The sequence below is a fragment of the Pseudobdellovibrionaceae bacterium genome (assembly GCA_019637875.1).
In the GTDB taxonomy this organism is placed as follows: Bacteria; Bdellovibrionota; Bdellovibrionia; order Bdellovibrionales; family Bdellovibrionaceae; genus JAHBUW01.
On sequence record JAHBUW010000011.1, the window covers coordinates 150,102 to 175,846 of the forward strand.

Below are 25,745 nucleotides of genomic sequence, written 5' to 3' on the forward strand. Positions count from 1 at the left end.
CTTCTGAGTCTTAGTCCCGAGCGTCGGTCTCGGGAGCCTCATTGGACGCGGGAGCGAAGGAATTGTCACGCGGCTTCGAAAGGGAAACGACGGAATACAGGCTCGGCAGCTCGGATTTCTTCAGCCAGACGCCGCCCGCGTTCTTGTCGCAGCGGCTCTTGAACTTCGCCGTATAGATCGAGCAGTCCTTCCCCCACGAGTTGCGCAGGAAGTAGTGGCACTGACCGTTCATCATCTTGCGTCCCGCGATGACCGACGAGTGGTCGCCGTGCTGGGCGCCGGCGTCGGGGGGCGAGATGTCGTAGGCGTCGTAACCGATGGTGGTGGCCTCGCCCTGCTCGAGCAGTTTGTCGATGTCACCCCAGACGTTCTTTTGCGCCTGGGTCTTGTCGATGGTGCCGGCCTTCACCTGTTTGCGGAAGTCCTGGACGCCTTTCCCGTACATGCGGATGTAGGGAACGATGGGCTCGCGGGGCCGGATGCGCGGCTGGCAGCGCAGATCGGCGTACTTGATCACGGATTCGGCCATCCGCTGGGCCTCGGGCTCCGAGGCGATGCCGTAGTCATGGAAGCCGCGTCCCAGGGGCTCGCGACCGCGCGATTGGTGATAGCCCTTGATGCGACGAAGGAAGTCGGCGTCGCTGCGTTGACCTTCGAGCTGGTCGGCCAAGCAGAAGCCGCGCTCTTGCCCCATCAGGATGGCGACGTCTTCACTGCCACCCATGCCGATGAGGCCTTTGTGCGTCGTTTCGCCGTTGGCTTTAGACACGCGGAAGAAGTTCTTCGCCTGCACGTAGGGCGCGCCGGGATCGTCGGATTCACCGATGCGCTCGTCACGGATACGCGGGATCAGATTGTTCTGGCGAAGGTGCTCGCGGACTTCGGCGTGTGGGCTGTTCTCAAGTTTTTTCAGGTCGGCGAGATGATGCGAGATCGCAAGGTCGTAGGCCGAGATGCGTTTTTTGAGTTTCACCGAGAGCAAATCCGCGGCGGTATGCGAGAAGCACCAACCTGTATCACCTTGATCCCGTGGCGCACCGAGGGCGGGTCTCAGATCGATGGACGAGCAGCTGTCTGCCAATGCGTTGACAGTTGTGAACGTGAGCATCAGTAGGATCGCGAGCAGCCGCGCCGTGTACATACGGGAGTGAGATTGCAAAGGGCTGGCCGAGTGCGGGGCGGGCGGGGGCGCGCGGGTCTCAGGCTGAGTCGTGCGCCAGATTGGGACGGGGTGGGGGGCGCGGTGGTGTGCGGGGGCTTCGGGATGGATGGGCGTGGGGTGGTTTTGGGGTCGAGATTTTGGTGGAAGGTTTCAATCGAAGTTTCTAATCGGAAGCTCCAATCGGAAGCTCCAATCGGAAGCTCCAATCGAAGGTTTCAATCGGAAGCTCCAATCGAAGGTTTCAATCGGAAGCTCCAATCGAAGGTTTCAATCGGAAGCTCCAATCGAAGGTTCAATCGAAAGCTCCAATCGAAAGGTTCAATCGAAAGCTCCAATCGAAAGGTTCAATCGAAGGTTCAATCGAAGGTTCAATCGAAGGTTCAATCGAAGGTTCAATCGAAGGTTCAATCGAAAGCTCCAATCGAAAGGTTCAATCGAAAGGTTCAATCGAAGGTTCAATCGAAGGTTCAATCGAAGGTTCAATCGAAGGTTCAATCGAAGGTTCAATCGAAGGTTCAATCGAAGGTTCAATCGAAGGTTCAATCGAAGGTTCAATCGAAGGTTTCAATCGAAGGTTCAATCGAAGGTTCAATCGAAAGCTCCAATCGAAAGCTCCAATCGAAAGGTTCAATCGAAAGGTTCAATCGAAAGGTTCAATCGGAAGTTTCAATCGGAAGTTTCAATCGGAAGTTTCAATCGGAAGTTTCAATCGGAGCCTTTAATCGGAAGCTTCAACTGGTTCAACGCGGAAGTTTCAATCGGAAGCTCCAATCGGAAGGTTCAATCGGAAGGTTCAATCGAAAGGTTCAATCGAAAGGTTCAATCGAAAGGTTCAATCGAAAGGTTCAATCGAAAGGTTCAATCGAAAGGTTCAATCGAAAGGTTCAATCGGAAGTTCCCAATCGGAAGTTCCCAATCGGAAGTTTCCAATCGGAAGTTTCCAATCGGAAGTTCCCAATCGGAAGTTCCCAATCGGAAGTTCCCAATCGGAAGTTCCCAATCGGAAGTTCCCAATCGGAAGTTCCCAATCGGAAGTTCCCAATCGGAAGTTCCCAATCGGAAGTTTCGAAATGCGGTGTGGCGGAATCAGTTTCTGTTGACGGGATTTTCGGCCTCGCAGGACGGCCAAGGCGTGGCGCAAACTCAAAATTCGAGGCCGGTCCTGAACGAGAGGAACGAAACTCACCTCGAGGCTATCCGCGATTTTTACGGGGGACTTTCGCGCTTCCCCAAACTCATTCTGCGATTCGAAAGCTCCTCGAAAAGCCGTTCTCAAAACCCATGATACACCGATCTTGTGTTCTCAACACAGAAAGGGTCGGCCATGACATTGATAAATCTGACGGACGCGAGCCTTGTTGATCGCTTCCAAAAACTCGTCCGCACCGAGCGGAAGATCACGCACCTCATCCTGGAATGCATCGCCGAGATCGACCGCCGCCAGCTCTATCTCGATAAAGCCTTTCCCAGCCTTTTTGAGTATCTGACTCAGGCTCACGGCTATTCGGCAGGCGCGGCTCAACGCCGGATCTCGGCGGCGCGACTTCTGAAAGAAGTGCCTCAGGTCGCGGCGAAGATCGAGGCCGGTCAGATCAATTTGTCGCAGATCGCCCTCACCGTGCAGACGATCAAGCAGGCCGAGAAGCAGTTCTCGGAAAAGATGGACTCCGAAGCGAAGCTCGAACTTCTCGAGAAACTGGAAGCGAAGAGCTTCGTCGAGACTCAGCAGATCCTCCGGCAAGAGCTCAAAGTCGACTTCAACGTTCCCGACCGCGCCCAGCATCACGCCGATGGTTCGGTGACGCTGACGATCACGTTCTCGCGGGAGCAATATGCCGACTGGGTGAAGGCTGGTGAACTCGCGTCGCACGCGGCCCCGACCGAAAAAGCAGCGGAACTCGCCCACTATCTGGCGAAGAAGGAAATCGCGCGACGTACGGATATTTCTCGGCGAGGATTGAGGTCCGCTCGCCGATCGAAACTCTGCAAGACCGAGGGCTTGGAGGGTGCCGCCGTAAAGTCTCCGCGTGCCATCGCTCAACTGAAATCTGCTTCCGAATCGGAAGCCCATCTTTGTGATTTTGCGAACCACGACTCAGACGTTGCTCGCGTTTCCGAGTCGGAAGTGCCTCCGACCCACTCGTCCTCGGGGGCTCCTTCGGTGGACGTCCCGTCAGGGCGAAGGCCACCGCTCCCGCGTCCAAACCCATCACGCCATCCGCGGCAGATCCCGCCGAGTCTGCGGAAGTCCCTTCTGCGACACGCGGCCTGCCGCTATCGCGACCCGCGTTCGGGAAAAATTTGTGGGTCACGTCGCTATTTGCAGATCGATCACATCCATCCCATCAGTGATGGGGGAACGAGCGCGCCCGCAAACCTTCAGCCCCTCTGCGGTGCGCACAACCGGTGGCGGTCGGCGCCGCCTCCTCGTTGACGACTCTTGAAATGCAATTTCGTGAGGACTTCGTCTGCGGTATCGAATGCGCAGAGCCTGAACTTCCATGCTGGCCGTTTCGGATTCGCGAAGTTCAGAACTCCCGGAAAACCGTGGCTGCCGCGTCTTTGCTCAGGGTGAATTTACGGGCAGCTCATCTTGCTTGTGTAGAAACGACAGGCGGTCGCCCGCAAACGCAGAGCCCTGGCGGATTTGCGGACGCTGAATGATTTTGAGCATTTAGGCCGATGTTCAACAACCCCTCATGGCTTCCATCAAAATTCTCTTCCTTTCAAAAATTGTCGGGCGTTTACGCATCGCAAAAGCCTGCTTAAGCTTGCCAAGGGCCGCGAGCGCACCTATTCCGAGGTCGAAACATCGGTCGCCACTCGGCAAGGTCGCTAGAGTGAAACGCGAGGGACTCGTGCTCAACCCGCGCCGAATTTTTAAAACCTAATGAGGGGGATACGATGAAGTTCTTGGCTTTGTCTGCTGCAGTATTGATGTCTGTGACCGCTTTCGCTGATACCAACAGCGACCGTTATTTCGAAATCTCGGAAGTCGTAACTAAAGAAGTGCCGAAGAATCTGCTGAAAGATGCGGGCAGCCTGACCGTCGTTCCCGATGGCGTCGCTCTCGGTTCGTGCCAACAGAACGGCTACCCCCTCGAGGCGGGCATGGACTTCAATCCGATCGCCGCTTTGGATGCCACTGACGTCATCGTCGACAAAGTCATCAACATCGGTAAAAAAATCTGGGAAATCGTCCAAGCCGGTAAACCCGTCTTGAACATCAAGACGGACGTTGCAACCGCTCTGCCCCAAGGCGCGCGTTGCTGGTTGGATCTGCAAACTTGGCAGATGCCCGAGTCGAAAATCTACTCGGTCGCCTTCAAAAACGGTTTCGGTATGGAAGTCGTGAAGTTCAACTACCGCGTCCTCTGGTTGCCCGGTGGTTCGGTTGACGGCGTCGGCAAGTTCATCGGTTACGCGGCGATGATCCCGAACGACGTCAGCGTCTCTTGGGGTTTCGGACTGAACGCACAAGCTTCGGTTCCCACCGTCTTCAACATGGGAACTCGCGCAGAGCCCATCGGCGGCATGCAACTCTCGATGATCTACCGTATCGAAACGCCCATCCAAACGACCGAGCAAAGCCAAGCTTACTTCGTGTCGGGTAACGGCGAATACAAGCAACTGGATTAGTCACCGCTCTGCGGTCGACGCGATCCACGCCGCGGCCCCTCGAAACGAGGGATCGCGGAAACGAAAAGGCGCCCCGCAAGGGACGCCTTTTTTTATTTGGGGATCTCGAACTCGGAGTGCCGGTGGATCAAACCTAGAAGCCCACTTCCGATTCGGAAGTGAAAGTCGAAGGGGCCCCGGCTCGGGAGCGACTCACCATACGCAAAGGGATCGCTTCTTAGAAGTAAATCTTCAGTCCGTACTGAAAGCCGCTGCGGTCGCGGCGCGACTCGATCGTGTTCAACGTCGACGTCTGATTCTCGACGAACCAGTTTCCGAACAAACGAAAGAACGAATAGTCGATGAACGCACCGACCTCGGACTTCGAGCCCTTCGTGGTGCCGAGGTTCGCGTCCTCGACGGGGAAGTAGACGCGATACAGACCGTGCACGCCCAAGTGCTGCGCCAAAAACAAATCCAGCTCGGCGCCGGCGAGCTGTTGGTTCAGCTCCATGCCGCCGAAAGATTTCCGGCGCGCGCCGTAGCTCAAGTTCAAGTGCGTGCTTTGGTTCGAGTTCCCGAGCACGCGCAAATTCACCAGGCCTTCGACATTTGTGTAGCCCTCTTGCACGTTGTTCTCGTAGCCCGCCTCGACCCCCAGGATCAGCGCGTAGAACGCGACCGAGCCTGAACCCGAGGTGTGTTTGGTGCGCGTTTCGGTCAAGCCGTTCCAGACGTTCACCTCATAGGGCTCGTACTGACCGCTCAGGATGAACTCGTAGGGCGAGGGCGCGTACATTCCCAGCCACAGATCCATCATGCGGTTACGCTCTTTTTGTTCGAGCCACTCCGCGAGCGTCCACCGCGATTGTTTTTTAGCTTCGGCTTTTTTACGGAAGTCGCCGGCCGCACCCGGGCCGCCGAACGGATTTTTCCATTGGGCCAAGGCCGGAGAGGCGCAGATCAGTGAGAGGAGCAAAACGAAAACGCGCATACCCCATTCTCGCATGGGTCTGCGTCCCTATGGACAAACGTGGCCGGAAGGACACAGATTTCGCATCAGCCTGGGACGGCTCGCGTCCGATCCGCGGATTTCGTCGAAATTTTAGGGCGTCGGCGTTCCCAAGGTGGGCGGGTAGAACGGGATCATCGAGTAGGCGTTCGCGTTGTAGCACAGCCACGAGTAGGGCGTGTTGATGCCCAGATCCCCCGACGTGTACTGATAGACGTTCCCGCGCTCGAAGTAGGCCACGTAGGTGGAGTACGCCATGAAGTTGTTCGGCGTTCCGCAGTTGAAGTATTCGTTCACGCCCGCCCAGCGTTCGGTCACCAAAGCCGCGAGTCGGAAGTTCTTCCCCTGCTTACGCCATTTGAGGTAAGTCGCTGCGGCGTTGGCGCCCGCGGGGCCGGGATCGGTCTTGTAGGCACCCAAGCCGTACGCGAAACCTTCGACGAGCGCGTAGTCTCCGGTACTGAACCAAGGCGACTGCGCGGCGAAATCCAGGTTGTAGGCGTACATCGGCGTGTTCGCCATGATGTATTTGCCCTTGGACTTGATGTATTTGAACGCGAAGTCGCGGTGGGCGGGCGTCATATATTGGCTCGCGACCAGATCCACCAGGAAGCCGTCGATCCAGATGCCTTCGGCGAAGCTCTCGATATCGAGCCAGGCCTGCACCCACCTTTTGAAGTTCGCGCAGTCGCCGTTCGGACAGCTCCAAGAAGCTCCCGACTTCAGCGCGTTTCCGCAATTCGAGGCGTAGGGCGCATCGGCGGTGGGCGCGACGTAACCGAAGATACGGATGTGGGGCTTGATTTGGCGGACGGCCTTCAGCAGCGCCTTCATGTGAGGGTAAGTCGCATCCTGACAGGCCGAGGGATTCACCCAATTGGTCCCGTCCGTACGGCGGTTGGTCTGCTTCGAGAAGGCCTTCACGTGACTGATCGCGATCACATCATGTACGGCAAGTTTCTGCGCCACCGCGAGCGGAGTGGATCCGAGTTTGGCGAGATCCCCTTGATAAACCAAGAGCTGATCGCCTTGCAGTTGTTGGCTGGGATCGTAAGCGAAGGTCCATTGAGAAGCGGCAAGAAAGGCCAGCAGGATGAGTGTACGCATGAAGTCCCCCTCTTCGCGGGTGATCCATTGCAACTTTCAATCCGGCGGGGAGCGCTAAATTTTCACATACGCAGGAAAAATCTGTCGAACTCGCGATTTCGTCTGCGCGCTCGACGCCCCAAAACGAGAGCCCCCGCGCGAAGCGGGGGCCAAGATGCTAAAACGTAGAGAGGCGAATTCGTCGACGGCGAAGCCGTGACGTGCAATCCGTCGACGGCGAAGCCGTGACGTGTATCAAGCGACGTGCATCAGGGGCAGGTGATCCAATCCTTCTGCGAACGCAGCTCTTTCATGTACGCGGTGACGGGCGCGCCGGTGTTGCGGTGCTTGTCGATGTCTTGCACGAGTTTGTCCGAGGCGTAGTTCACGCCGCTGAACCCCCAGTACTCGACATCCGAGATTTTCATGTTCGGCGAAACGAGGGCTTTCGCGTTGTACGACTTGCCTTCCGAGGTCACGCGCACGCTGACCGCGAAGTAGCCATTCCCGCGCGCCGAAGCTTGGGGATCAACCTGCCACGAGCCCGACTTGCCCACGAGCTTTTGGATTTGCGGCATCGCTTTGGTCACCATGATCGAGGGCGAGTTCTTCAAGAAGTCGTTCACGCCGTTTTTGTCGGCCGACGAAGCGTAGCGACCCAGCAGGCGCTGCGCGATCTGGCGGTGCTCGAGGCTCGACTTGATCAGGTTGCAGACTTTCGCGGGACGCGAAGCCGCGGAGCCGTTCTGGATGCGCTCGGCTTCTTCGAACAGGTTCGCGACGGCGTCGGAAGCGGGGTGGCCGGCGAAGGCCGAAAGGCTGATCAGGCTCAAAGCCAGAGTCGTCAGAATACGCATGTGATCCTCCGTGAATCGTTGAGAGCTCAGGGCCTTCGCTGGCCCAAAGTCGTGTTGGTAACAGGAAAGATGCTACCGATTTCACCAAGGAACGCAAGAATCTCTTTAACGCGAGCCGCTCAGACGCTGACCGGAACGGGCGAGCGTAAAACCGCGCGCCACTGCGCCATCGAGTAGCGGAGCTCGATTTTCGCCAGCAAAAGTTCGGTACGAAGTTGATTCACTTTCAACTCCCACTCATGGGACTTCGCCTTTTTATACTCTTTGTATTCGGTCTGGAGCTGACGTAAACGCAGCGCCGACGTCATGATGCGGTCCCGCATTTGATCGAGCTTCTCTTGTTGGTAGCCGCGCGACTTCAAGCGCAAGGACTCGACGTGGAGCCGCGCTTTGAGGATTTCCTCCTTGGGCATGCGGCGCAGACGGCGGGTCAGGCCGACGGTGGATAGCGAGAAGATCATCCACTTCGTCGGATCCCACTGCCACCAGCGAACTCCGTTACGATAATCGGCTTCGAATTTGTGGTGGAAGTTGTGCCAACCTTCACCTTGGGTCAGCACCGCGACCCAGAAGCTGTCCTTCGCCGAAATCTCGACCGAGTAGGGACGTTTGCCGAAACGGTGCGCGGCCGAATTCACGAAGTACGTGAACTGCTGAGTCACCGCGACCCGCAGGGCGCCCAGAATCAAGAGTCCGCCCCAGACATCGCCCATCGCCGCGCCCAGCAAGGTGGGCAGCACGAAGCCGATGAAGACGGCGAGCGCGACATAGTGGCGATCTTGAAAGACGATCCAGCGGTCTTTTTCGAGGTCGGGACAATTGCGCGGTGTTGGCGTCTTGTCTTCGCGAAGCATCCAACCCATGTGCGCGTACCAGAAGCCGTTCGTGATCGCGTAGGGATCGTTTTCCTCGTGATCGATGTGGCGGTGGTGCAAGCGGTGGCCGCGGCACCAGCGTAGCGCCGAGCCCTGCCATGCGGAGGTCGCGAAAAACATCAGGATCCATTTCACGATGGGGTTCGCCTCGTAGCTGCGATGCGCGAGCAGGCGGTGATAACCCGCGGTGATGCCGATCTCGGTCACGACGGCCAGCACCGCCGACAGCACCCAGATCCACGGATTGAACCCGACAAAGTACAAATAAAACGGAACCGTAATCAAACACAGCGCGGGCAAGCCCAACAGAAACAGCGTGGTCGGCCAGTGGATCGGACGCGGCGACATCTTTAACTCCTCGACAGTTGAGGCTTCATTTTGCGCGATTTCGCCCGCCGGGTCGACGGGCATTTTAGGAGGTCGCGCATTTGACTCCCTTTTCGGGGTCCTGCATGATCGCTTCATGGTTCATGATTTACATCCCGTGATCTTCTACATCCATGGTGATTTGGGCGTGCGCTGGTACGGCCTGTCTTACCTTCTCGGTTTTCTTCTCGCCTACGGCGTCGCTTACTGGCTCGTGAAGCGGCAACGATCGCAGGTCACCACCGAAATGCTCGGCGATCTGACGACCTACTGCGCGATCGGCACGCTCGCCGGCGGTCGCTTGGGCTACTGTCTGTTCTACTCCCCCGATCTGTTCTTGAAGTTCAAAGCGGAGTTTCCCTTCTGGGGCGTCCTCGCGGTGAACGAAGGTGGAATGGCGAGCCACGGAGGCATGATCGGGATCGCCGTCGCCTGCGTCCTCTTCGCGCGCAAGTACGGCATCAGCCGTTTGTACCTGTTCGACCTGGTGACGGTCTCGGGTTCGATCGGGGTGATCTTCGGTCGCATCGCGAACTTCATCAACGGTGAGCTCGTCGGTCGCGAGGCGCCGGCGGATTTCCCGCTGGCCGTTCGTTTTCCCACCGACATTTACCTGTGGCCCGCGCAAGAGCCGGGACGTCTGGAAGGCCTGGCCGCGGTCGTCGAGAAAATTCCCGGCCAGTCGCGGGATCACTATCTGGATCTCGTCGCGCAGCAAGCGGCGAATCCGGGTGCGCGCTCGCAGCTCAACCAAGTTCTGATGACGATCGTCGATCAAATTCAACACGGTAACGCCGCCGCGAAAGAGGCGATCGCGCCGCTCCTCACCTACCGTCATCCGTCGCAGCTTTACGCCGCGCTTGGTGAAGGCGTCGTCGTCTTCTTGGTGCTGATGGCCGTCTGGTACAAACCGCGCAAAGCGGGGATCGTGGGCGCCAGTTTCCTGATCATCTACGGCATCGTGCGGATCGTGCAGGAGCAGTTCCGTATGCCCGACGCGCATCTGGGATTCCAGGCGTTGGGGATGACCCGCGGTCAGTGGCTGAGCGTGGGCATGACGTTGATCGGTGTGGGCCTCGCGATCTTCTGGTCGCGCAGCGGAAGCCTCGTCATCCCGGGCTGGGGCCGCGTTTCTTCCATCAAGATCAATCGGCGCTCGAAGTCGGAGTAAAACTCCACGCTTTCACGCAAAAAAGAAAAGGCCGGATCCCGTTGTTTTCGGGCCGGCCTTTTTTGTTTTGGAGAGCGATTCGCCTCAGCGTTTCGCGATCCCGGACTTCAAAAATTCCGCAAGCGAAAGCGTGCGCTGATCGCCAGTGGCCATCGTTTTCACGGTGACCGTGCCGGCATCGCGTTCGTTCCCGCCGAGGATGAAGGTCGACGTCGCATTGAAACGCGCGGCCTTCTTCATTTTTTTCCCCACGTTGCCGCCGCCCGCGATGAGCTCCACGTTCAAACCGGCCGCGCGCAGCTCTTCGGTGACTTTCAACGCGTAGGTCTCGGCCGAGTCGTCCGCCACGATCACTGTGGCATCGGTCGCGCCTTCCGGGAACATCGCGGGACCGGTCAAGAGCGCCAGGCGCTCCATGCCCGCGGCCCAGCCGACGCCGGGGGTTTCGTTACCGCCCATCAAGGCGACCAGGCCGTTGTAACGTCCTCCCGCGAGCACCGCCGACTGCGCGCCCAGGTGGGTCGTCGTGAACTCGAAAACGGTGTGCGTGTAGTAATCGAAGCCGCGCACCAACGAGGGCGTGAGTTGGAACTTCACGCCGACCGCCGTCAGCCCTTCCAGCACGCCATCGAAAAATTTCTTCGACTCATCATTCAGGCATTTGTCCAGGCGGGGTGCCCCTTCCAGAATCTTGCGGTCGCCCGCATCTTTCGAATCCAGAATGCGCAGCGGATTTTTCTCGAGACGGGTTTGGGAATCGGGTGAAAGCTCGGCGCGGAACTGCGAGAGGTATTCGACCAGCAGATCGCGGTGTTTCATCCGCGACGAGGTGTCGCCGAGGGAGTTGATCTCGAGCTGCACTTTGTCCGCGAGTCCCAGATCCGCGAGCATACGTGCGCCGAGCGCGATGCACTCCACGTCCGCGAACGGGGCTTCCTGGCCCAGGCTTTCCACGCCGATCTGATGAAACTGACGATAGCGGCCCTTTTGCGGACGCTCGTAGCGGAACATGGGGCCCGAGTAATAGAGCTTCAGGGGCAGATTCTGCTGGAGCCCGTTCGAGATCAACGCGCGCGCGATGCCCGCGGTGCCTTCCGGGCGCAGGGTCAGCCACTCGCCGCCGCGGTCTTGGAACGAGTAGGTCTCTTTCGAAACGGCGTCGGAGGTCTCGCCGAGCGTGCGGTGGAAAACCTCGCGGAATTCGAAGATCGGGGTGTCGATCTCTTGGTAACCGTAGCGCTGGGCCATATTCCAGGCGCGCTCGTCAAGGCCGCGAAAAATGCGGCTCGTTTCGGGGAGAAGATCCTGGGTACCCCGGGCGGGTTGCAGACGCGAGACAGGCTGTTCAGACATAATGGCTCAAAATAACCGCAGTCGCGGTGTTTAAGCAAGCCGTCGACGGGCATTTCCCTTGCCCGAGGCGGTCCCGCACGCGAGAATTGCGACCGATGAAACGCATTCAGTTCTTGGGAACCTTGGCGGTCTTCTGCGCCTCTTTGGTGGGCGGTTTTTACCTGTTTCAGGGGGCCTCGTCGTTCGCGCTCGGGGACGTCGTCGAAATCGACTGGCGACTTCTCGGGCAGCTGGATTACATCAGCGGCCAAGCGGGCGGGGAACTCGAAAAGCTGGATGGTAAAACCGTCCGCATTCCCGGCTTCATGGTCCCGCTCGAGGACGACATGAAACGCGTCACCGAGTTCTTGCTCGTGCCTTCACCGCAGGCTTGCATTCACGTGCCGCCTCCGCCGCCGAACCAAATGGTTTTGATCGATATGGCGAAAGTCTCGGGGACCGAAGTCGCTTACGGGCCGATTTGGGTTTACGGAACTTTGCACCTGAAGCCGAAGCGTCATCTTTACGGGGAAAGCTCGTTCAGCATGGACGGCGTGAAGATCGAAAAATACCAATCGCGCTAAAGGACTGACGGAAGGATTCACGGATGACCTTGAAGATCGAAAATCTGCGCTTCCGTTACCCCAACCAAAAACAGGATCTGCTCCGGATCGCCCGCTTCGAGCTGAAACCGGGCGAGAAATTGTTTCTGTTCGGTCCCAGCGGCGCGGGGAAATCGAGCTTCTTGGAGCTCGTGGCCGGGATCCAGAAAGCCCAAGCGGGAAAGATCGAAGTCTGCGGGCGCGACCTGACCCCTTTAAGTGAAAGTGAACGCGACGCCCACCGCGCGCGCCATCTGGGATTCATTTTTCAGAGTTTCAATCTGCTGCCGTTTCTGAGCGTCGACGAAAACATCCGTCTAGGGACGAGCTTCAGTCGTGAACGTGCGGCGAACGTGAAGCCCGGCGACGTCGAACATCTGATCGAAAAGCTGGGGCTCTCGGGCCTAGCCGCCCGACGCGCCGGCGATCTGAGCGTGGGGCAAGCCCAGCGTGTGGCCGCGGCTCGTGCGCTTCTCGGAAAACCCGAACTGCTGCTGGCGGACGAGCCCACGTCGGCGCTGGATCACGATCACCGCGAATCCTTTTTGAAACTGCTCTTCGACCTTGCGGCGGAATCGAAGCAGGCGATCTTATTCGTCAGCCACGACCGCAGCCTGGCCAAACTTTTCGACCGCACGGTGGATTTGCGTGATTTGTCTGTGGGCGACTCTTTGGGCGAGCATGGAAAGGCGGACACATGAATCTGGCGCGCATCGCTTGGGCCTCTTTGCTTTCGCGCCGGGCCGCCAGTCTGCTGACGCTGTTTTCCATCGCGATTTCGGTGGCGCTTCTCATTTCCGTTGAGCGTTTGAAACAAGGCGCGGAAGAAGGCTTCACGGGCGCGATCAGCCAGACGGATCTGATCGTCGGGGGGCGCACGGGGCCGCTCAATTTGCTTTTGTATACGGTCTTTAATCTGGGAACGGCATCGACCCAAGTGGGGATCGAAACCTTCGACAAATACAAAGCGCATCCGGCGGTGGATTGGGTGATTCCGATCTCGCTCGGGGACGGGCACCGGGGCTTTCGCGTCGTCGCCACCGATGCCTCGTTCAAAGAGCATTACCGTTTCAAAAAAGACCGGCAGATCGAATTGAAAGACGGCGTTTGGTCCGCCGGGATCTGGGACGTGGTTCTGGGCGGCGACGTCGCGCGGAGCCTGGGCTACAAGCTGGGCGACAAGGTCGTGCTGGCGCATGGTGTGACTTCGGGTGAAGGCATCCTCAATCACGACGACAAACCTTTCACCGTGGTCGGCATCATGGAGCCCACGGGCACCGCGCTCGATCAGTCCCTTTACATCACGCTGGAAGGGATGGAGGGCATTCACGTCGACTGGAAAGACGGGGCGATGCCGCAGCCTGGGCAAGAGATCGCGGCCGCGAGTCTAAAGATGGAAGATCTGCGCCCGCACAACATCACGGCATTTTTCCTGCGCACGAAAACCCGTATCGAAACTTTGCGTTTGCAGCGCGAGATCAACACCGACACAGCCGAGCCTTTGCTCGCGATCATTCCGGGCGTCGCCTTGGGTGAACTGTGGCGTTCGCTCGGTCATGTCGAAAGCGCGTTGCGCGGAATTTCGTGGCTGGTTCTGATCACGGGGCTTTGCACTTTGATCGTGGCGCTGCTCACGTCGCTCGGCGCGCGCCGCCGCGAAATGGCGATCCTGCGCGCGGTGGGCGCGGGGCCCGCACACATCATGGCGCTCCTGGGACTTGAAGCCGTGGGGCTCGTTGGCCTCGGCGCTCTCTTGGGTTATGTGCTGCAAGCGGCGGGCTTCTGGGCCCTGGGCCTTTACCTGAAAGCCGAGTACGGCGTGGTCCTTTCGGACGCCATCTTTTCCGTGGGACAAGTGAAGCTCTTCGCGGGCGCACTCATCCTGGGCCTGGTCGCGGGCTTGATCCCCGCGATCTCGGCCTTCCGCATGTCGGTCCGCGACGGGTTACGTCCGCCGGCATAACGGCGGAGCTGCGTTCATCCCGCCGGCTTAATCCGGCGGAGCTGCTTTCACTCCGCCGGTTTGACGGCAGAGCAGGATTCCAGCTGCCCGTTTGATCCGGCGGAAGAGCAAGTTTTCAGTCCGGCGAAGCCATGCCGATCCTGTCGTTCCACTTCCGATTCGGAAGTCGCGAAAGCCCGGCTCAAACCTCGTGGACCACGTCCCGCAGAGGCAGCCGGTGGCGGGGCGCCCAGGTTCCACGCTCGGCCTCGAAGCCGACCGAGATGACCATGACGATTTTGGTGGCCGAACCCAGTTTCAAAAACCGGCGCAGGCGACAGTCGTCGAAGCCCTCCATCATGCAGGTCTGCAGACCCTGCGCGGTGGCGGCCAGCACGAAGTTTTCGGCGGCGAGCGCCGCGGACTTCACCGCGACCTCTTGGATGTCCCGGCGTGAGTAGGGGCCGCGCACGATGGGACGGAACAGTCCCACCGAGTTTGCCGCGATCCACTTGAAGGGCGCGAACATGTTCAGAAAACCCCAGCGGTAAACGAAGGGGACCAGGCGCTCATAGTAGAGCAGAATCTGCGCGGGGGCCTTCGCGTCCTTCACCCATTGGATCAAGGAGCCTTGCGAACGGCGCCACGCTTTTGGATTTGCGGTGATGACGACGAGCTCCTGCGCGGTCCGCGCCGCCGATTGCGACAGACAGGCGCGGACGCCCGCGGCTTTGGCTTCAGGTGAACGCAACCAGTAAAAATCCCAGGTTTGCGTATTGGAGGAGTTAGGCGCCAGGATCGCCGCCTGCAGGCATTTCTCGATCATGGCGGGAGGCACGGGCTCGGGGGTGTAACGGCGGATGCTGCGACGTTTTTCCAGAATACGGAAGAGGCTCTCGATTTCGTTCATGGGCCATGATCTGCGCCGCCCCAAAGGAAACGTCAATCTTCCGTGAAGGCCGCCACCGTGCATTTACAAGTGCATTTTCGGTGACAGCCGCGTGTCGTGAGGCTTATCTCGAGCGCAACCGGAGGACTCCCATGCGCTTCATCTTGCCGCTCTTGTTCGTGCCCTTGATCAGCCTCAGCACCCTGGCCGCTCCCGCGAAAAAATCCGTGGAGATCCTTACTCCGCGCGGCGCGAAGATCGTGATCGATCTGTATGACGGCGCCCCCGGCGCGACAAGGCTGATGCTGCTGGCCCCCGGTCAAGGTTGCAACGCCCGCCTTGAGATGTATGACCGTCTCGCGGAAGAGTCCCAAGACACCGGCGTGCGCCTGGCGCGTTTGTACTGGGCGTACTGCGTGGCCGATCCCGCGAAGGGGCAGCCGAGCGGGATGCTCGAAAATGAAATCGAGGACATGGAAACCGCCATCCAGAAGCTCGCGACCGACTTGAGCCTGACGCGCGAGCAGATCGTGCTCGGTGGCAAATCACTCGGCAGCTTCGTCAGCCACGACATCTTCCGTCGTGAGGCGAAGCACCCCTCGCTCGTTCTTTTGACTCCGGTGTGCAGTCACGCCGAAAAAGAGGGCGAGCCCGCGCAAAACTACATGAACGAAAACTACCCCACGCTGGCGACCGAAACCCGCCCGGTGCTGGTCGTGAACGGAACTTCGGATCCCCTGTGCGAAACGCGCCACCTGTTGGAATTCCTGGCGGGCAAAGGTCCGAACTTCAAAGTCATGGTGACCCACGGCAATCACGCCCTCGGCATGACCGATGCGAACGGCACTTGGTTGGATGCGGAGTACACGGCGAATCTGAAGGCCGTGGGGCGTTGGATTTTTTCCTGGTTCTGATCCCTTACTTCCGATTCGGAAGTGGATTTTGAAATAGAAAGACCGCCTTCGGGGCGGTCTTTCTGTTTTAAGCCGTCGTCAGTCTTGTCTAAACGGCTGACGCCGCTTCTGGTCTTTTGCGAAAACGGCTTACGCCGTTTTCTTCACCTTCTCGTCGTATTCGGCGACGGGGTCCGAGAATTCGGTTTCGATCACGATCTCTTCGCCCGCAGGGGTGCGGTAGCCTTTGACCTTGTAAAGACGTAGGGGTTCGGTCTTTCCTTTGACCGTCGCTTCACCGGCGACGTGGGAAAGGTAGTTGGGACCGATCTTGTCGATGACCGCTTGGCTGACCAAGAGGTCCGAGCCAAAGGCTTTCGTCGAAGCTTCGATCCGTGAGGTCATGTTCACGGTGTCGCCGATGACCGTGTACTCCATTCGCTCTTGCGAGCCGATGGTGCCCGAGATCGCGGGGCCGCAGTGCAATCCCATCCCGATGCGGATCGGGTCTTGACCTCGGCTGGCGCGTTTGGTGTTGAGTTCGACCAAGGCCACGCGCATTTCCAAACACGCCATCAGCGCGTTTTGGGTGTCGTTCTCGTTCGTGTGGGGCGCGCCCCAGACCGCCATGATCGCATCGCCGATGAATTTGTCGACGACTCCTTGGTGGCGATTGATGATCCCGACCATCACCTCGAAGTACTCGTTCAACATCTCGACGACCTCTTCGGGGGAGCGGTTCTCCGAGAACGCCGTGAACCCGCGAATATCCGAGAAGAAGACGGTGACCTGTTTGTTCTGGCCGCCGACGCCGATGTCGTTTTTCAGCAAGTCTTCCGCGACCGAGGAGCCGTGGAATTTCGAGAACAGGTTTTTCACCTTGTCCCGCTCTTTCAAGCCTTCGGTCATGTTGTCGAAGGCGTGCGCCAGATCGTGGACCTCGTCCTCGACCCAGCCTTTGATCTTTTCCGAGGCCTTGATGTCGAAGTTCCCTTTTGAAACCAAACGCACCAAGGTCGCGAGCACTTCGATCGGGCCCGTCAACGTCATCGAGAACAGGAAGATCAAGATGATCGCGACCGACAGGATGATGCCCGCGGTCTTGAAGGCGTTTCGTTTCATTTCGTTCGCGGGCGCGATGATCGTGGATTTCGAGATTTCCGAAAAGACGATGACGCCCAGATGTTCGAGCTTCACGTAGGCACCGACGATCTCTTCGTTGGTTTTCGGGTCCACCGCCATGACCTGACGGCGCGGCTGCTGATCGGGCAGGGCGCGCGCGACCATGACCTCTTGCGAGAAGTCGGTTTTCGCCATCACGAGTTTTTCGTCCGGATGGGCGAGCAACCAGCCGTTGCGATCCACCAGGAACAGGGTGCGTTCGGACTCGTTGGCGAAAGCTTTCTGGATCAAGGCCAAGCTGAAGTCGACGAGCAGGATGTGCGTGACCTGGTCTTTCGCGTCCCGCACCAAAGGAATCCCCAGGGTCGCGAGCGCCGGGCCGTTTTCGGTGCTGGCGTTACGGAACTCGAAGCTTTTGTGCAAGATCGAGTTCAGCGGAAAGTTCTGCGCGGTTCGCAAGGCCTCGAACGACTCGGGCGTCCACTTCTGCGCTTCGAGGAAAGCCGACTTCGTTTGACGGGCGAGCAACGTGATCTCGCCGCCTTTGCGCTGCCAGATTTCCGCGTTCACGAAAGCATTTTCCTTTTCGAAAGCGCTCGCGAAGGCTTGGTACAACGGATGTTGCGGCGGCGTCGCGGTCGGCGGAGCGGCCGACACGACCGGCGTCTCCGGCACGGCCGCGGGGGGCATCGCTTCAGAGCCCGGCGCGACCGGAGCGGCTTCCGTGACGGTCGCGGCATCGACGGCGGCGGGGACGGGAGCGCTGGCGTGCGGGAACGCCGCGATCCCCGGAACCTGCTGCGCGTACTGATAGTACTGACCGCCGAGCTTTTGGGTGCGCTCCAGGATCGAAAGCAAGTTCTGCTCGACCTCGATGGCTTTCGCCGTCGCTTCGGTCATGTTCGAGTATTCCTCGCGTCGCAGGAGTTCTTTCTCGAGGTTCTGCGAGGTCTGCAGCACGAAGAGGGACGTCGACGAGACGAGCAGTCCCAAGAACAACGTGATCAGCTTCAGCATGATCGGGATTTTCAAGAATTTCCGTTTCATAACGCCCACTCCAGAAACAGGTTGAGGTAGTGACCCGTGATCTTCACCGTGTTCGTGCGATCGTGCGAGGATTTATAAGCTTGTGAATCTTGACGGTAAGCATATCCGATCAGCCCCGACGCGCGTTCGGTGATACGGTACGAACCGAGCAGTCCCGCCTGATAACTGAGGCTCGGCGCCACGGGGTTGCCGGTCGGAGTTTTGACGGACATCAGGCTCGCGTAGGCTTGCGCGTTCACCTGGAATCCGAGCTTCGGTGAAAGCGCCCACCAGTATTCGATGCCGTACTGGGGACCCGCGGCGATGATCTTGTCGATGCGGTCGATACCGTTCAAATCGCGCGCGATGATTTCGGGAAGCTCTTTGTAGAAGATGCCGCCCTTTTGCCGGAACTCGCCACTGCGACCGATGATGGTGCGGCGAACGGCGCTGAACTCGAGCGACATGAAAGTGGGGTTTTGGCCCGCGACCGTGAAACCCGAAAGATCCGCGATCCCCAGGAAACCCCAAGGGCTGCGGCCCGAGATCCAACCCGTACCGATACGACCGGTTCCGCCGAAGTTGTTCGGCAGGTCTACTTGCAGCGGCGCGGAGCCGCCGTTGTCGGCGTTGATTCCCGAGTAGGCCATTCCCGTCACGAGATAACTTGCCACCACGAACCAGCCCGTCGTGCGAACGATCGACTGGCGGAGCATCGCCGCGTATTCGGCTTCCTCGCTGCGATCGCCGTCGGCGACGTTGAACTGAATCGTAGAGATTTTCGAATTTTTGCGGAATCCCGCCTGCGAGCGCACGTTCAGGCGGTAGTTTCCACCGGGCCACGAGGGTGCGAAAGCGAACTTGTCGCCGGTGAATTCCTTCTGCGCATCGACGTTCTTCCACTTGTTGGTGGTCGCGTCCTTGATCTGCAGCGTGTAGTGCACGCTCTGGGCGTAGGGAACGTTTTGCCACTTGAGCTCGCGGACGAACGGGTTCGGTGGTTCTTCGAGCTGGGGCCGCTCGAGCATGGGTCCCCAGAGCTCGAGATGGCCTTTGAGCGGAGTTTCCGAAGTCAGGCCTTCGCGGTTTTTGGCGATCAGGCTCCATTTGTATTCGCGGCCCACGGGAAGTTCGACCTGCAGCGAAGTTTCGGACACTTCGAGCGTCTTAAAGACCTGGCCGTCCGGCCCTTCGATTTTCAGTTCGTAAGAGTCCGCACCGGGGACGGCACCCCAGCGAAACGGAACATCAGAACGTTCGGGATCTTTCGCGTCAATGCGCAGATGATTTTTCAAATCGGTCGACTGCGGCGGTTCGAGCATGACGGTCAGCTCGACCGCTTCGGACCAGTCCCCGGGGACCCGGCGGCGATCTTTCGAACGGACACGCATTTCGTAGAATCCGGGGGACAGTCGTCCCTTCCAGATCGAGTCTTTGGTGTTGTAAACCTCGGGTTTGGAGTTGGCTTTGGGCTTACGCGTGACTTCGACGTCGTACGTGACCGCGCCTTCGGTGGTTTCCCATTCGAGCGAAACGTCGCGCGCGGGCAGAATGGGCGCGTTTTCGGCGAACGCGGTTCCCGCATACAAGAGAAGGAAAAAGGTGAAGATCCGGCGTTTCATCAGTCCACCTGGATCCTTTTCACCTTCGGCGCGGAAAGTCCGCTGCTGTCGGGGACGATGACTTGCCGGGCTTCGGGCTCGGTGGTCGGGCGACCATACTGGTCGATCGCGCGGATCTCGAGCTCGTAGCGGCCGGGCAGCAGTGCTTCCAAGTGCGCGGAAGACTTTTGGGACTTCAGCGACGAGATTTCACGTCCCTCGCTGGACTTCAATTTCAGTTCGAAGTTTTTGGTGCCCGCGGGGGCGCGCCACCGCAGGTTCAAGTCACCTTTGTTATCTGCGCGCAGGTCACCCTTTTCCGGCAAGAAGACCGGGGCGGGGACGGGCGGGATCAAATTCAGATCGAAACCGCGGTTCTCGGATTTCGAAAGCACGCGTCCGTCGGCGTCGAGAGCTTCGACCGAGGCGATCCAGCGACCGGGTCCCGGCAGTTTGGTGGTGTGCCGTGTTTCTTTCAGATCGAAGTTCAGTACGTTCGTGCTTTCGGGATTCTGCAAATCCGTTTCGCTGGGCGCCAAACGCAGGCGCCACATTTTGATGTCGGGGTCGGCCGTCGCGTTCCACTTCAGATTCGCGGTCGGCTCGACGGGATAGTTCATCGCTTTTTCGATGTCCCAAACGATGTTGATGACCTTGGGCGGTTTCACCCAGATTTCGAATTGCTGCGGCGGTGCCGAAATCATTTCGCGCTCATCCGGATAGAAACTCGAAACGCGCCAGTGGTATTTACCGCCCGGCAGAATCCGCTCGGCGCTGTTTTGCCCCGTCTTGAACTTTTCGCTGAAGAGCGTCTTGCGGAAAGACGAGTCGGTCGCGACTTCGAGGGTCGTTTCCGAAACACGGTCCGGAGCCGACCATTGGAAGGTGATGGCCAGACCTTCGCTTTGGAGCGTGATGAACTCGTTCTGCGCGGGTTGGATGATGGAAGGCGCGGGCAACGCGCCGACTTCCAGACGCTGCACGGGAGTTTCGCTGATGGTGGTGCCGGCCGCGACGGCGACGACTTTCCAGAAGTGCACGCCGGGTTTCACCACGAAAGCGAGTTCGTCGGCCGCCGTGGGGCGAGCTGCGTCGATGCGATTCAAGCTTTTGCGCGAAGAACCCATCCACAATTCGAACTTCGCGCCGGGCGCATCGCCTTCCCACTGAAAGCGCTGGGCCGAGGGATTTTGCGCCGAGACGAAAACGGGAGCATCCGCCCGCGGCGCGAGCGCTTTGAGGAGCGGCGTGTTTTCACCACCGAGCGAGCTCACGTCGCCGGACTTCAGGTTTTGTTTCACGCCGTCCTGTTCGACCGTCGCCGATCCCTTCAAGACCTGAACGTCGAGGGATTTGCCTTCGGTTTTCGAGAGCGAGACGGTCGCCTTGGACAGATCGACGGCGCCCTGGTCGGATTTCAACGTCAGCTTTTCGTCGCCGCCCGGGCCGTCACCCTGCGCGACGAAGACGCTACCATCCAGCAGCTCGAGGTTGATGTTGTCCGCGTCTTTCGAGATCACGATCAACGATTCGGGTTCGATGTCGAGCGTGCGTCCGTTGCCTTTGAACTGCAGCTTCGCTTGGCCGAGACGCGCGGTGCGGATCGCTTCGCCGGGATAGACGGGATCCGCGTTTTCGAGCTCCTGCCAGATGGTGCGTTTGATGGGACGACGTTCGACTTCGTTGTCGACGCGAACGACGAAGGCCACGGGCTCGCGATCACCCGCGAGTGATTTCGGAGCGGTGGCTTCGTAAATGTAAATCGTGGCGCCGTAACAAAGCAGCGAGCTGATCACCGCAATACTTAAGCGCAGCCAAAATCGTTTCATCCCCTTGAAAGATCGGCGGAAAACGCTGTCTTCTTGATCATTTCGAAGATTCGGATTAGTCTTTCGGACCTATGTCCAACGAGACTTCCGACCAGAAACCGCGCGAGCGGAAAAACTACATCACGCCGACCGGCTTTCAGCGTCTGAAGGACGAGTTTCAACATCTGATGCAGGTCGAACGTCCAAAGCTCGTCGAGACCGTGGCCTGGGCCGCCTCCAACGGCGATCGCAGCGAAAACGCCGATTACATCTACGGAAAACGGCGCCTGCGCGAAATCGATTCGCGACTGCGTTTTTTGACCGGGCGCCTGGAAGCCGCGGTGGTCGTCGACCCCGCGACCCTGTCGGGCCACAAGGTGGTGTTCGGCTCCACGGTCACCCTGGAAACCGAGGACGGGGAAACGCTGAAGTACCAGATCGTCGGCGAAGACGAGTTCGACGCGAAAACGGGCCGGATCTCTTGGCGGTCGCCGGTCGCGACGGCCCTTTTGGGGAAAAGCGTGGGCGACGAAGTCATGCTGAAGAAACCGTCGGGCGATGAAACGGTCGAGATCGTCGACCTCGAATTCATCTGAACAAATTTCTAGCTGCCGAACGAAACCCCTCGACAAAATCCAAGCCTCCAGCGAAGTTCCGCCGACGTTAAGATTTCATACGCCGTGGGGCGGGAGGGGGTTCTGGTGAAGTCGTTCGTTGTTGGTTTTGTTTTGTGCACCGTCTTCGCGAGCGTCTCCGCGCAGGCCGTTTACCCGGAAGATTTTAAAGGCTTCGCGCATGAGGCCACGGTCACCGACGATCGTGATCTCGTGAAAGCCAATCGTGACCGCCGCACCGTTCGTTTCTTGCGCGCGGCCAATCTGACCGTCACGAAGCTGATGCCCGACGATACCCAAGGCAGTCGCCACCAGCGCTTCTACGCGAAGCTCAGCGATGCCTCGGAAGTCTACATCGTTTACTCGCTGGAGTACGGCCGGGTGCGCGTTCCCGTCACGGTCGGAAGCCGTATCGGCGTCGGCGGGGAGTACCGCTGGACGAAGTTTGGTGGCCTTTTGCATTGGGTGCACGAGGATCATCGAGATCAGCGGCCCGACGGCTACGTCGAAGTCCGGGGCGTGCGTTACGGCAAAGACCGGTAAAACCCAAGGCTGCGCGGCGCGTTTCCATTAAGAAATCTTGGGGCACCCATCAGTGCCCCAAATGTCCCGTCTGAAAAATTTATGAAATGGCTCCGAAATGGGTGGCCCAAGCCCAACGGCGTTGACTGAAAACCGCCGGACTGTTGGATTCCGCCGCAGCAAAACACCCTCAATATGACACGTACCGCGGGATCGCGGGCGCGTCCCCAAAGAAAGGTCTCTCGATGAAAACTCTCGTTTTCGCAGTAGCGTCTCTGTTGGCTTCGGCAGCAATGGCTTTCCCGGCTGTTAAAGACAAGTCGGTCTTCAATGGTATCTACGCTGGTGCGGCTGGCGGTCAGATCGAATTCGTCCAAACTCTGGAACTGACAAAGTTCGACTCGGCTTCGAACAAGTACACTCTGGCGAACACTTTCGCGCTCCCGAACGGTCAAGTTCAGGCGCAAGAAGTTGAAGTCGATGCGGCTCAACTGATGACTAAAGAAAAAGTGGCTGAGATCCTCGCTCAGTGTGAAGCGGCTGGCGCGACTTTGGGTGAAACCACTGTTCCCGCGGGCACTTTCAAGACTTGCCAAGTCCCCACTCAAAACGGTGGCACCGTGTGGGTTGCGGAAGTTCCGTTCGGTTTCGTGAAAGAGATCTACTTCGACCAAGACATGAACCGCATCGAAGTCGAACTCGCTTCGACCGTTTCGGGTCAGTAATCGTCCCAAGGCACGTCACGGCTCTGCCGTTGACGGATGCGTTCACCGCTTCGTGATGAAGCGGTGAACTTCAGAACCCGGCGCCCGCAAAGGCCCGGGTTTTTTCGTTTTGAGACTCATTTTGAAACGATGAAGTCTCCGACATTCGGAGTGAAAATCTCAGTCGGCGCCGGAGGAGAACCTCGGCTATCCTGATCTACGTGAAACCCGTCTTCGCGCGCGTCGCACTCCTATCGGCATTGACCCTGCTCGGTTTTCAGAACTGCGGGCAGAACTACGACGTCGCGAGCTCCGATGCGGCTTCGGCCGTGACTCCCGAAGATATCGAGGCCGCGTGCCGCGCGCAGACCCCGAAAGCCTACACGCTGAACGTTCAATTCGACGACCCCGGCGATTGCGGTTGGGGCGCCGGCCGAAACTTGCCATTGACCCCGATGGGCGAAGGTTACGTGAGCGCGCACCGTGAGCAGGTGGTCATCGCGGATCTTCCGACGAACGCGAAAGTTTGCGGACTGAAATTCCGGATGGACTCGCAGTACATGCGTTACGATGACCAGATGCTATTGCATTTGAACGGTCGGGTTTTCGCGGCGACTTACGCCCCGATGGTGGCGATGCTCGACGTGGATGATGGACTGCGGGTTTACGACTGGGAAAAACTGCGTGGTCGCGCCGCCGATCCTCGTGGTTACGACGTGTATTGTTTGGGCGCGCGCGAAGGACTTTCGAGCTGTCGTATTCCCCGGAGCGAATCGACGGGGCAATTGGAGCTGTCGTTGGATCAGTCCTTAATGTATCGCCTTTCGGCGGCCCGTTCTGCCGGAACCCCCGTGCAGTTGGGGCTGGTCACGACGGGTGACAACGATGCCAACGACTGCCGTCATTCGACACTGCGGTTCGCTCTCGATTTCACTTACGTGGATTAGTTTGCTTTCTTCAAAGGGACGAGGGCCAGCGCCTGCTCGACGGCTTTCGATAGCACCTCGAGATCAAGGGGCTTCGTCAGGAAAATCGTGACGCCCAATTGACAGGCCAAATACTCGATCACTTCCGAATATCCTGACATCAGAATCACGGGCGTGCGCGCGTCGGCCGGTTGGGCGCGATTGATCCAATTCAAAAGATCGCGCGCTGAACCGTTTGGCATACGCACGTCCGAAATGATCACGTCGACTTTTTCTTTGCGTAGGAGTTCGATGGCCGAAACGGCCCCATCCGCTTCGAGAGGGACGTAGCCGCGTGACGAAAGTGCCTTGACGAGCGTGGTGCGCAGGTCGGCCTCGTCGTCGACGATCAAAATGCGGTAGGCGTGCGGATTGCCCTTGGATGACCCAGTCATTCATTCTTCATATCGGCCCGGGGCCGTTTTCGATCAGGTCCAGGAATCGCGGAAGCTACCGATTTCACGGGAGCTTCACGGTTACACCTGGACTTTATGGTTAGCCTGGACCGACGTCAGGACATCGGGATTTTCTCGTCCGACCAGCGGTACGGAGTGATTCCGGGGGGTAGCATGAAGAAACCGGTATTGAACATCAGGTTCATCGTCTTGGCTTTGGTCTGGCGTAGGTCCCGGCCTTTGGGCGCGCCGTTGTCGACGATCAAAAGTCCGTCCAGTCCCGCCGCCGCGTAAGTGTGGCTGGGCGAAAGTCCAAGGGTGTGAAACATGATCGCGCCGACGGGGGCGCGAAATTCGTGCGCCGAGTACGGAACCCAGCCCGCTTTGAAGAGCGCTTTCGACAATCCGGTGACCGAGGCGGTCTCTTTCCAGATCAGGTTGTTCTTATTCTTGTCGTTGAAATCGACGGTCAGGTCGTAACCGGCGCGCGCGTAGGCTTGGCGAATCACTTCCGACATGAATTCCGCGCAGGGCACATTGCCGAAGCCGTGGCGTTTGGCCGTGCCTTCCGTCGCGATCGTCCAGGCGCCGGATTTCGCGATATCACCGCTCGCCTCGAACTTTTTCGACTGTTCGATCGCTTGGGCCGAGGCCATAAACATCAATTCCGATTCTTGCAGACCCCGGTTGCGGTCCACGGCGCGCTGGATTTCGCGGAAGATCTTCTGCGATTTCGTCAGATCGCCCGCCGAAATTTTGTCTTTCGTGATGGGTTGATTCAACCGCGCGCCGAAACGTTCCTGCAGACGTTTGGAATAGTCGCGGCGGGGGCGTCCGACCGAGTCGTAAAGACCGCCCGGAGTGACGCGCGTGCGGATTTTGTCGAGCTGCGACTCGTCCCGGTCTTGGGGGTAGGGACCGTTTTCGAGGGCTTGCACGACGGTTTCTTTGCGGGGTAGGACGGGGATTTGTTCGGGCCCCTTGGGCGTGACATTCGTGTCACGTTTCGGGGAAGGTTCGGTCGTCGGCTTGGGGGTTTCGGTCCGGTCAAAGACCGTCGGGTCGATATCGCCGCCGGGAAGCGCGATCGCCTCGGCATCGGTCATTTGAAATGAGTTTTGGCGGGGGCCGCAGGCGACGAGCGAGGTCAGGAGCAAACCCATCACGACCGAGACTGTCCACT

At 58.8% G+C, this 25,745-nt stretch carries 23 protein-coding genes; 11 read left to right on the forward strand and 12 right to left on the reverse strand.

Features of this window, described 5'->3' with window-relative positions; genetic code table 11:
- Positions 1-10: 10 nt before the first annotated feature.
- Complete coding sequence (locus KF767_14315) at positions 11-1,141, reverse strand: hypothetical protein (protein MBX3019058.1); 1,131 nt, start codon at positions 1,139-1,141, stop codon at positions 11-13.
- A 1,345-nt stretch (positions 1,142-2,486) separates the two neighbouring features.
- On the opposite strand from KF767_14315, the gene KF767_14320 reads away from it, so the two are divergent.
- Together KF767_14320 and KF767_14325 are read left to right on the forward strand one after the other, a co-directional pair.
- Entirely contained in the window at positions 2,487-3,596 is a 1,110-nt protein-coding gene (locus KF767_14320) for an HNH endonuclease (protein MBX3019059.1), read from the forward strand.
- Between the two features lie 509 nt (positions 3,597-4,105).
- Positions 4,106-4,801 carry a hypothetical protein gene (locus KF767_14325; GenBank protein ID MBX3019060.1) on the forward strand — a complete coding sequence of 232 codons (696 nt, stop codon included), beginning with the start codon at positions 4,106-4,108 and terminating at the stop codon, positions 4,799-4,801.
- Positions 4,802-5,018: 217 nt separating this feature from the next.
- Here the strand turns inward: KF767_14325 and KF767_14330 are convergent, their stop codons facing one another.
- From KF767_14330 to KF767_14345, 4 genes are all read right to left on the reverse strand, one after another.
- Positions 5,019-5,774, reverse strand: coding sequence for a hypothetical protein (locus KF767_14330; GenBank protein ID MBX3019061.1), 756 nt, complete (start codon positions 5,772-5,774; stop codon positions 5,019-5,021).
- Positions 5,775-5,885: 111 nt separating this feature from the next.
- Positions 5,886-6,899, reverse strand: a complete 1,014-nt coding sequence (locus tag KF767_14335; GenBank protein ID MBX3019062.1) for a hypothetical protein — start codon at positions 6,897-6,899, stop codon at positions 5,886-5,888.
- A 248-nt stretch (positions 6,900-7,147) separates the two neighbouring features.
- Positions 7,148-7,735: a hypothetical protein gene (locus tag KF767_14340; protein ID MBX3019063.1), complete on the reverse strand. Its 588-nt coding sequence runs from the start codon at positions 7,733-7,735 to the stop codon at positions 7,148-7,150.
- Between the two features lie 119 nt (positions 7,736-7,854).
- Positions 7,855-8,958: a fatty acid desaturase gene (locus KF767_14345; GenBank protein ID MBX3019064.1), complete on the reverse strand. Its 1,104-nt coding sequence runs from the start codon at positions 8,956-8,958 to the stop codon at positions 7,855-7,857.
- Positions 8,959-9,073: 115 nt separating this feature from the next.
- Between KF767_14345 and KF767_14350 the strand changes: the two genes are divergently transcribed.
- Complete coding sequence (locus tag KF767_14350; protein MBX3019065.1) at positions 9,074-10,147, forward strand: prolipoprotein diacylglyceryl transferase; 1,074 nt, start codon at positions 9,074-9,076, stop codon at positions 10,145-10,147.
- Positions 10,148-10,231: 84 nt separating this feature from the next.
- On the opposite strand, the gene hisS is transcribed toward KF767_14350, so the two are convergent.
- Positions 10,232-11,500, reverse strand: a complete 1,269-nt coding sequence (gene hisS / locus KF767_14355; GenBank protein ID MBX3019066.1) for a histidine--tRNA ligase — start codon at positions 11,498-11,500, stop codon at positions 10,232-10,234.
- 95 nt (positions 11,501-11,595) lie between these two features.
- On the opposite strand from hisS, the gene KF767_14360 reads away from it, so the two are divergent.
- From KF767_14360 to KF767_14370, 3 genes are read left to right on the forward strand one after another with little or no spacing between them, the layout of a single operon-like run.
- Positions 11,596-12,063 (forward strand): DUF3299 domain-containing protein, encoded by a 468-nt coding sequence (locus KF767_14360; protein MBX3019067.1) that lies wholly within the window; start codon positions 11,596-11,598, stop codon positions 12,061-12,063.
- A gap of 23 nt (positions 12,064-12,086) precedes the next feature.
- Positions 12,087-12,782 carry an ATP-binding cassette domain-containing protein gene (locus KF767_14365; GenBank protein ID MBX3019068.1) on the forward strand — a complete coding sequence of 232 codons (696 nt, stop codon included), beginning with the start codon at positions 12,087-12,089 and terminating at the stop codon, positions 12,780-12,782.
- Positions 12,779-14,044, forward strand: a complete 1,266-nt coding sequence (locus tag KF767_14370; protein ID MBX3019069.1) for an ABC transporter permease — start codon at positions 12,779-12,781, stop codon at positions 14,042-14,044. The genes KF767_14365 and KF767_14370 overlap by 4 nt, the downstream gene beginning before the upstream one ends.
- Before the next feature lie 181 nt (positions 14,045-14,225).
- On the opposite strand, the gene KF767_14375 is transcribed toward KF767_14370, so the two are convergent.
- The gene (locus KF767_14375) at positions 14,226-14,933 is read right to left on the reverse strand and encodes a nitroreductase family protein (GenBank protein ID MBX3019070.1); all 708 of its coding nucleotides are present in this window, start codon (positions 14,931-14,933) and stop codon (positions 14,226-14,228) included.
- 131 nt (positions 14,934-15,064) lie between these two features.
- Here KF767_14375 and KF767_14380 point away from each other — a divergent pair, with 131 nt between their 5' ends.
- On the forward strand, positions 15,065-15,826 hold the full coding sequence (locus KF767_14380; GenBank protein ID MBX3019071.1) for a hypothetical protein: 762 nt from the start codon (positions 15,065-15,067) through the stop codon (positions 15,824-15,826).
- A gap of 129 nt (positions 15,827-15,955) precedes the next feature.
- On the opposite strand, the gene KF767_14385 is transcribed toward KF767_14380, so the two are convergent.
- The 3 genes from KF767_14385 to KF767_14395 are packed head-to-tail and all read right to left on the reverse strand — an operon-like array spanning position 15,956 to position 21,383.
- Complete coding sequence (locus KF767_14385; protein ID MBX3019072.1) at positions 15,956-17,974, reverse strand: adenylate/guanylate cyclase domain-containing protein; 2,019 nt, start codon at positions 17,972-17,974, stop codon at positions 15,956-15,958.
- Positions 17,971-19,575: a hypothetical protein gene (locus KF767_14390; protein MBX3019073.1), complete on the reverse strand. Its 1,605-nt coding sequence runs from the start codon at positions 19,573-19,575 to the stop codon at positions 17,971-17,973. Before KF767_14390 ends, KF767_14385 begins: the two co-directional genes overlap by 4 nt.
- Positions 19,575-21,383, reverse strand: a complete 1,809-nt coding sequence (locus KF767_14395; GenBank protein MBX3019074.1) for a hypothetical protein — start codon at positions 21,381-21,383, stop codon at positions 19,575-19,577. Before KF767_14395 ends, KF767_14390 begins: the two co-directional genes overlap by 1 nt.
- A 71-nt stretch (positions 21,384-21,454) precedes the next feature.
- On the opposite strand from KF767_14395, the gene greB reads away from it, so the two are divergent.
- From greB to KF767_14415, 4 genes are all read left to right on the forward strand, one after another.
- Entirely contained in the window at positions 21,455-21,958 is a 504-nt protein-coding gene (gene greB / locus KF767_14400; protein ID MBX3019075.1) for a transcription elongation factor GreB, read from the forward strand.
- 105 nt (positions 21,959-22,063) lie between these two features.
- Positions 22,064-22,519, forward strand: a complete 456-nt coding sequence (locus tag KF767_14405) for a DUF3465 domain-containing protein (GenBank protein ID MBX3019076.1) — start codon at positions 22,064-22,066, stop codon at positions 22,517-22,519.
- 272 nt (positions 22,520-22,791) lie between these two features.
- Entirely contained in the window at positions 22,792-23,223 is a 432-nt protein-coding gene (locus tag KF767_14410) for a hypothetical protein (protein ID MBX3019077.1), read from the forward strand.
- Positions 23,224-23,423: 200 nt separating this feature from the next.
- The gene (locus KF767_14415) at positions 23,424-24,149 is read left to right on the forward strand and encodes a hypothetical protein (protein MBX3019078.1); all 726 of its coding nucleotides are present in this window, start codon (positions 23,424-23,426) and stop codon (positions 24,147-24,149) included.
- Here the strand turns inward: KF767_14415 and KF767_14420 are convergent.
- Positions 24,146-24,562, reverse strand: coding sequence for a response regulator (locus KF767_14420; GenBank protein ID MBX3019079.1), 417 nt, complete (start codon positions 24,560-24,562; stop codon positions 24,146-24,148). The two genes, KF767_14415 and KF767_14420, sit on opposite strands and share 4 nt — an antisense overlap.
- Before the next feature lie 116 nt (positions 24,563-24,678).
- Positions 24,679-25,745 (reverse strand): hypothetical protein (locus KF767_14425; protein MBX3019080.1); only part of this gene is annotated, 1,067 nt, incomplete at its 5' end.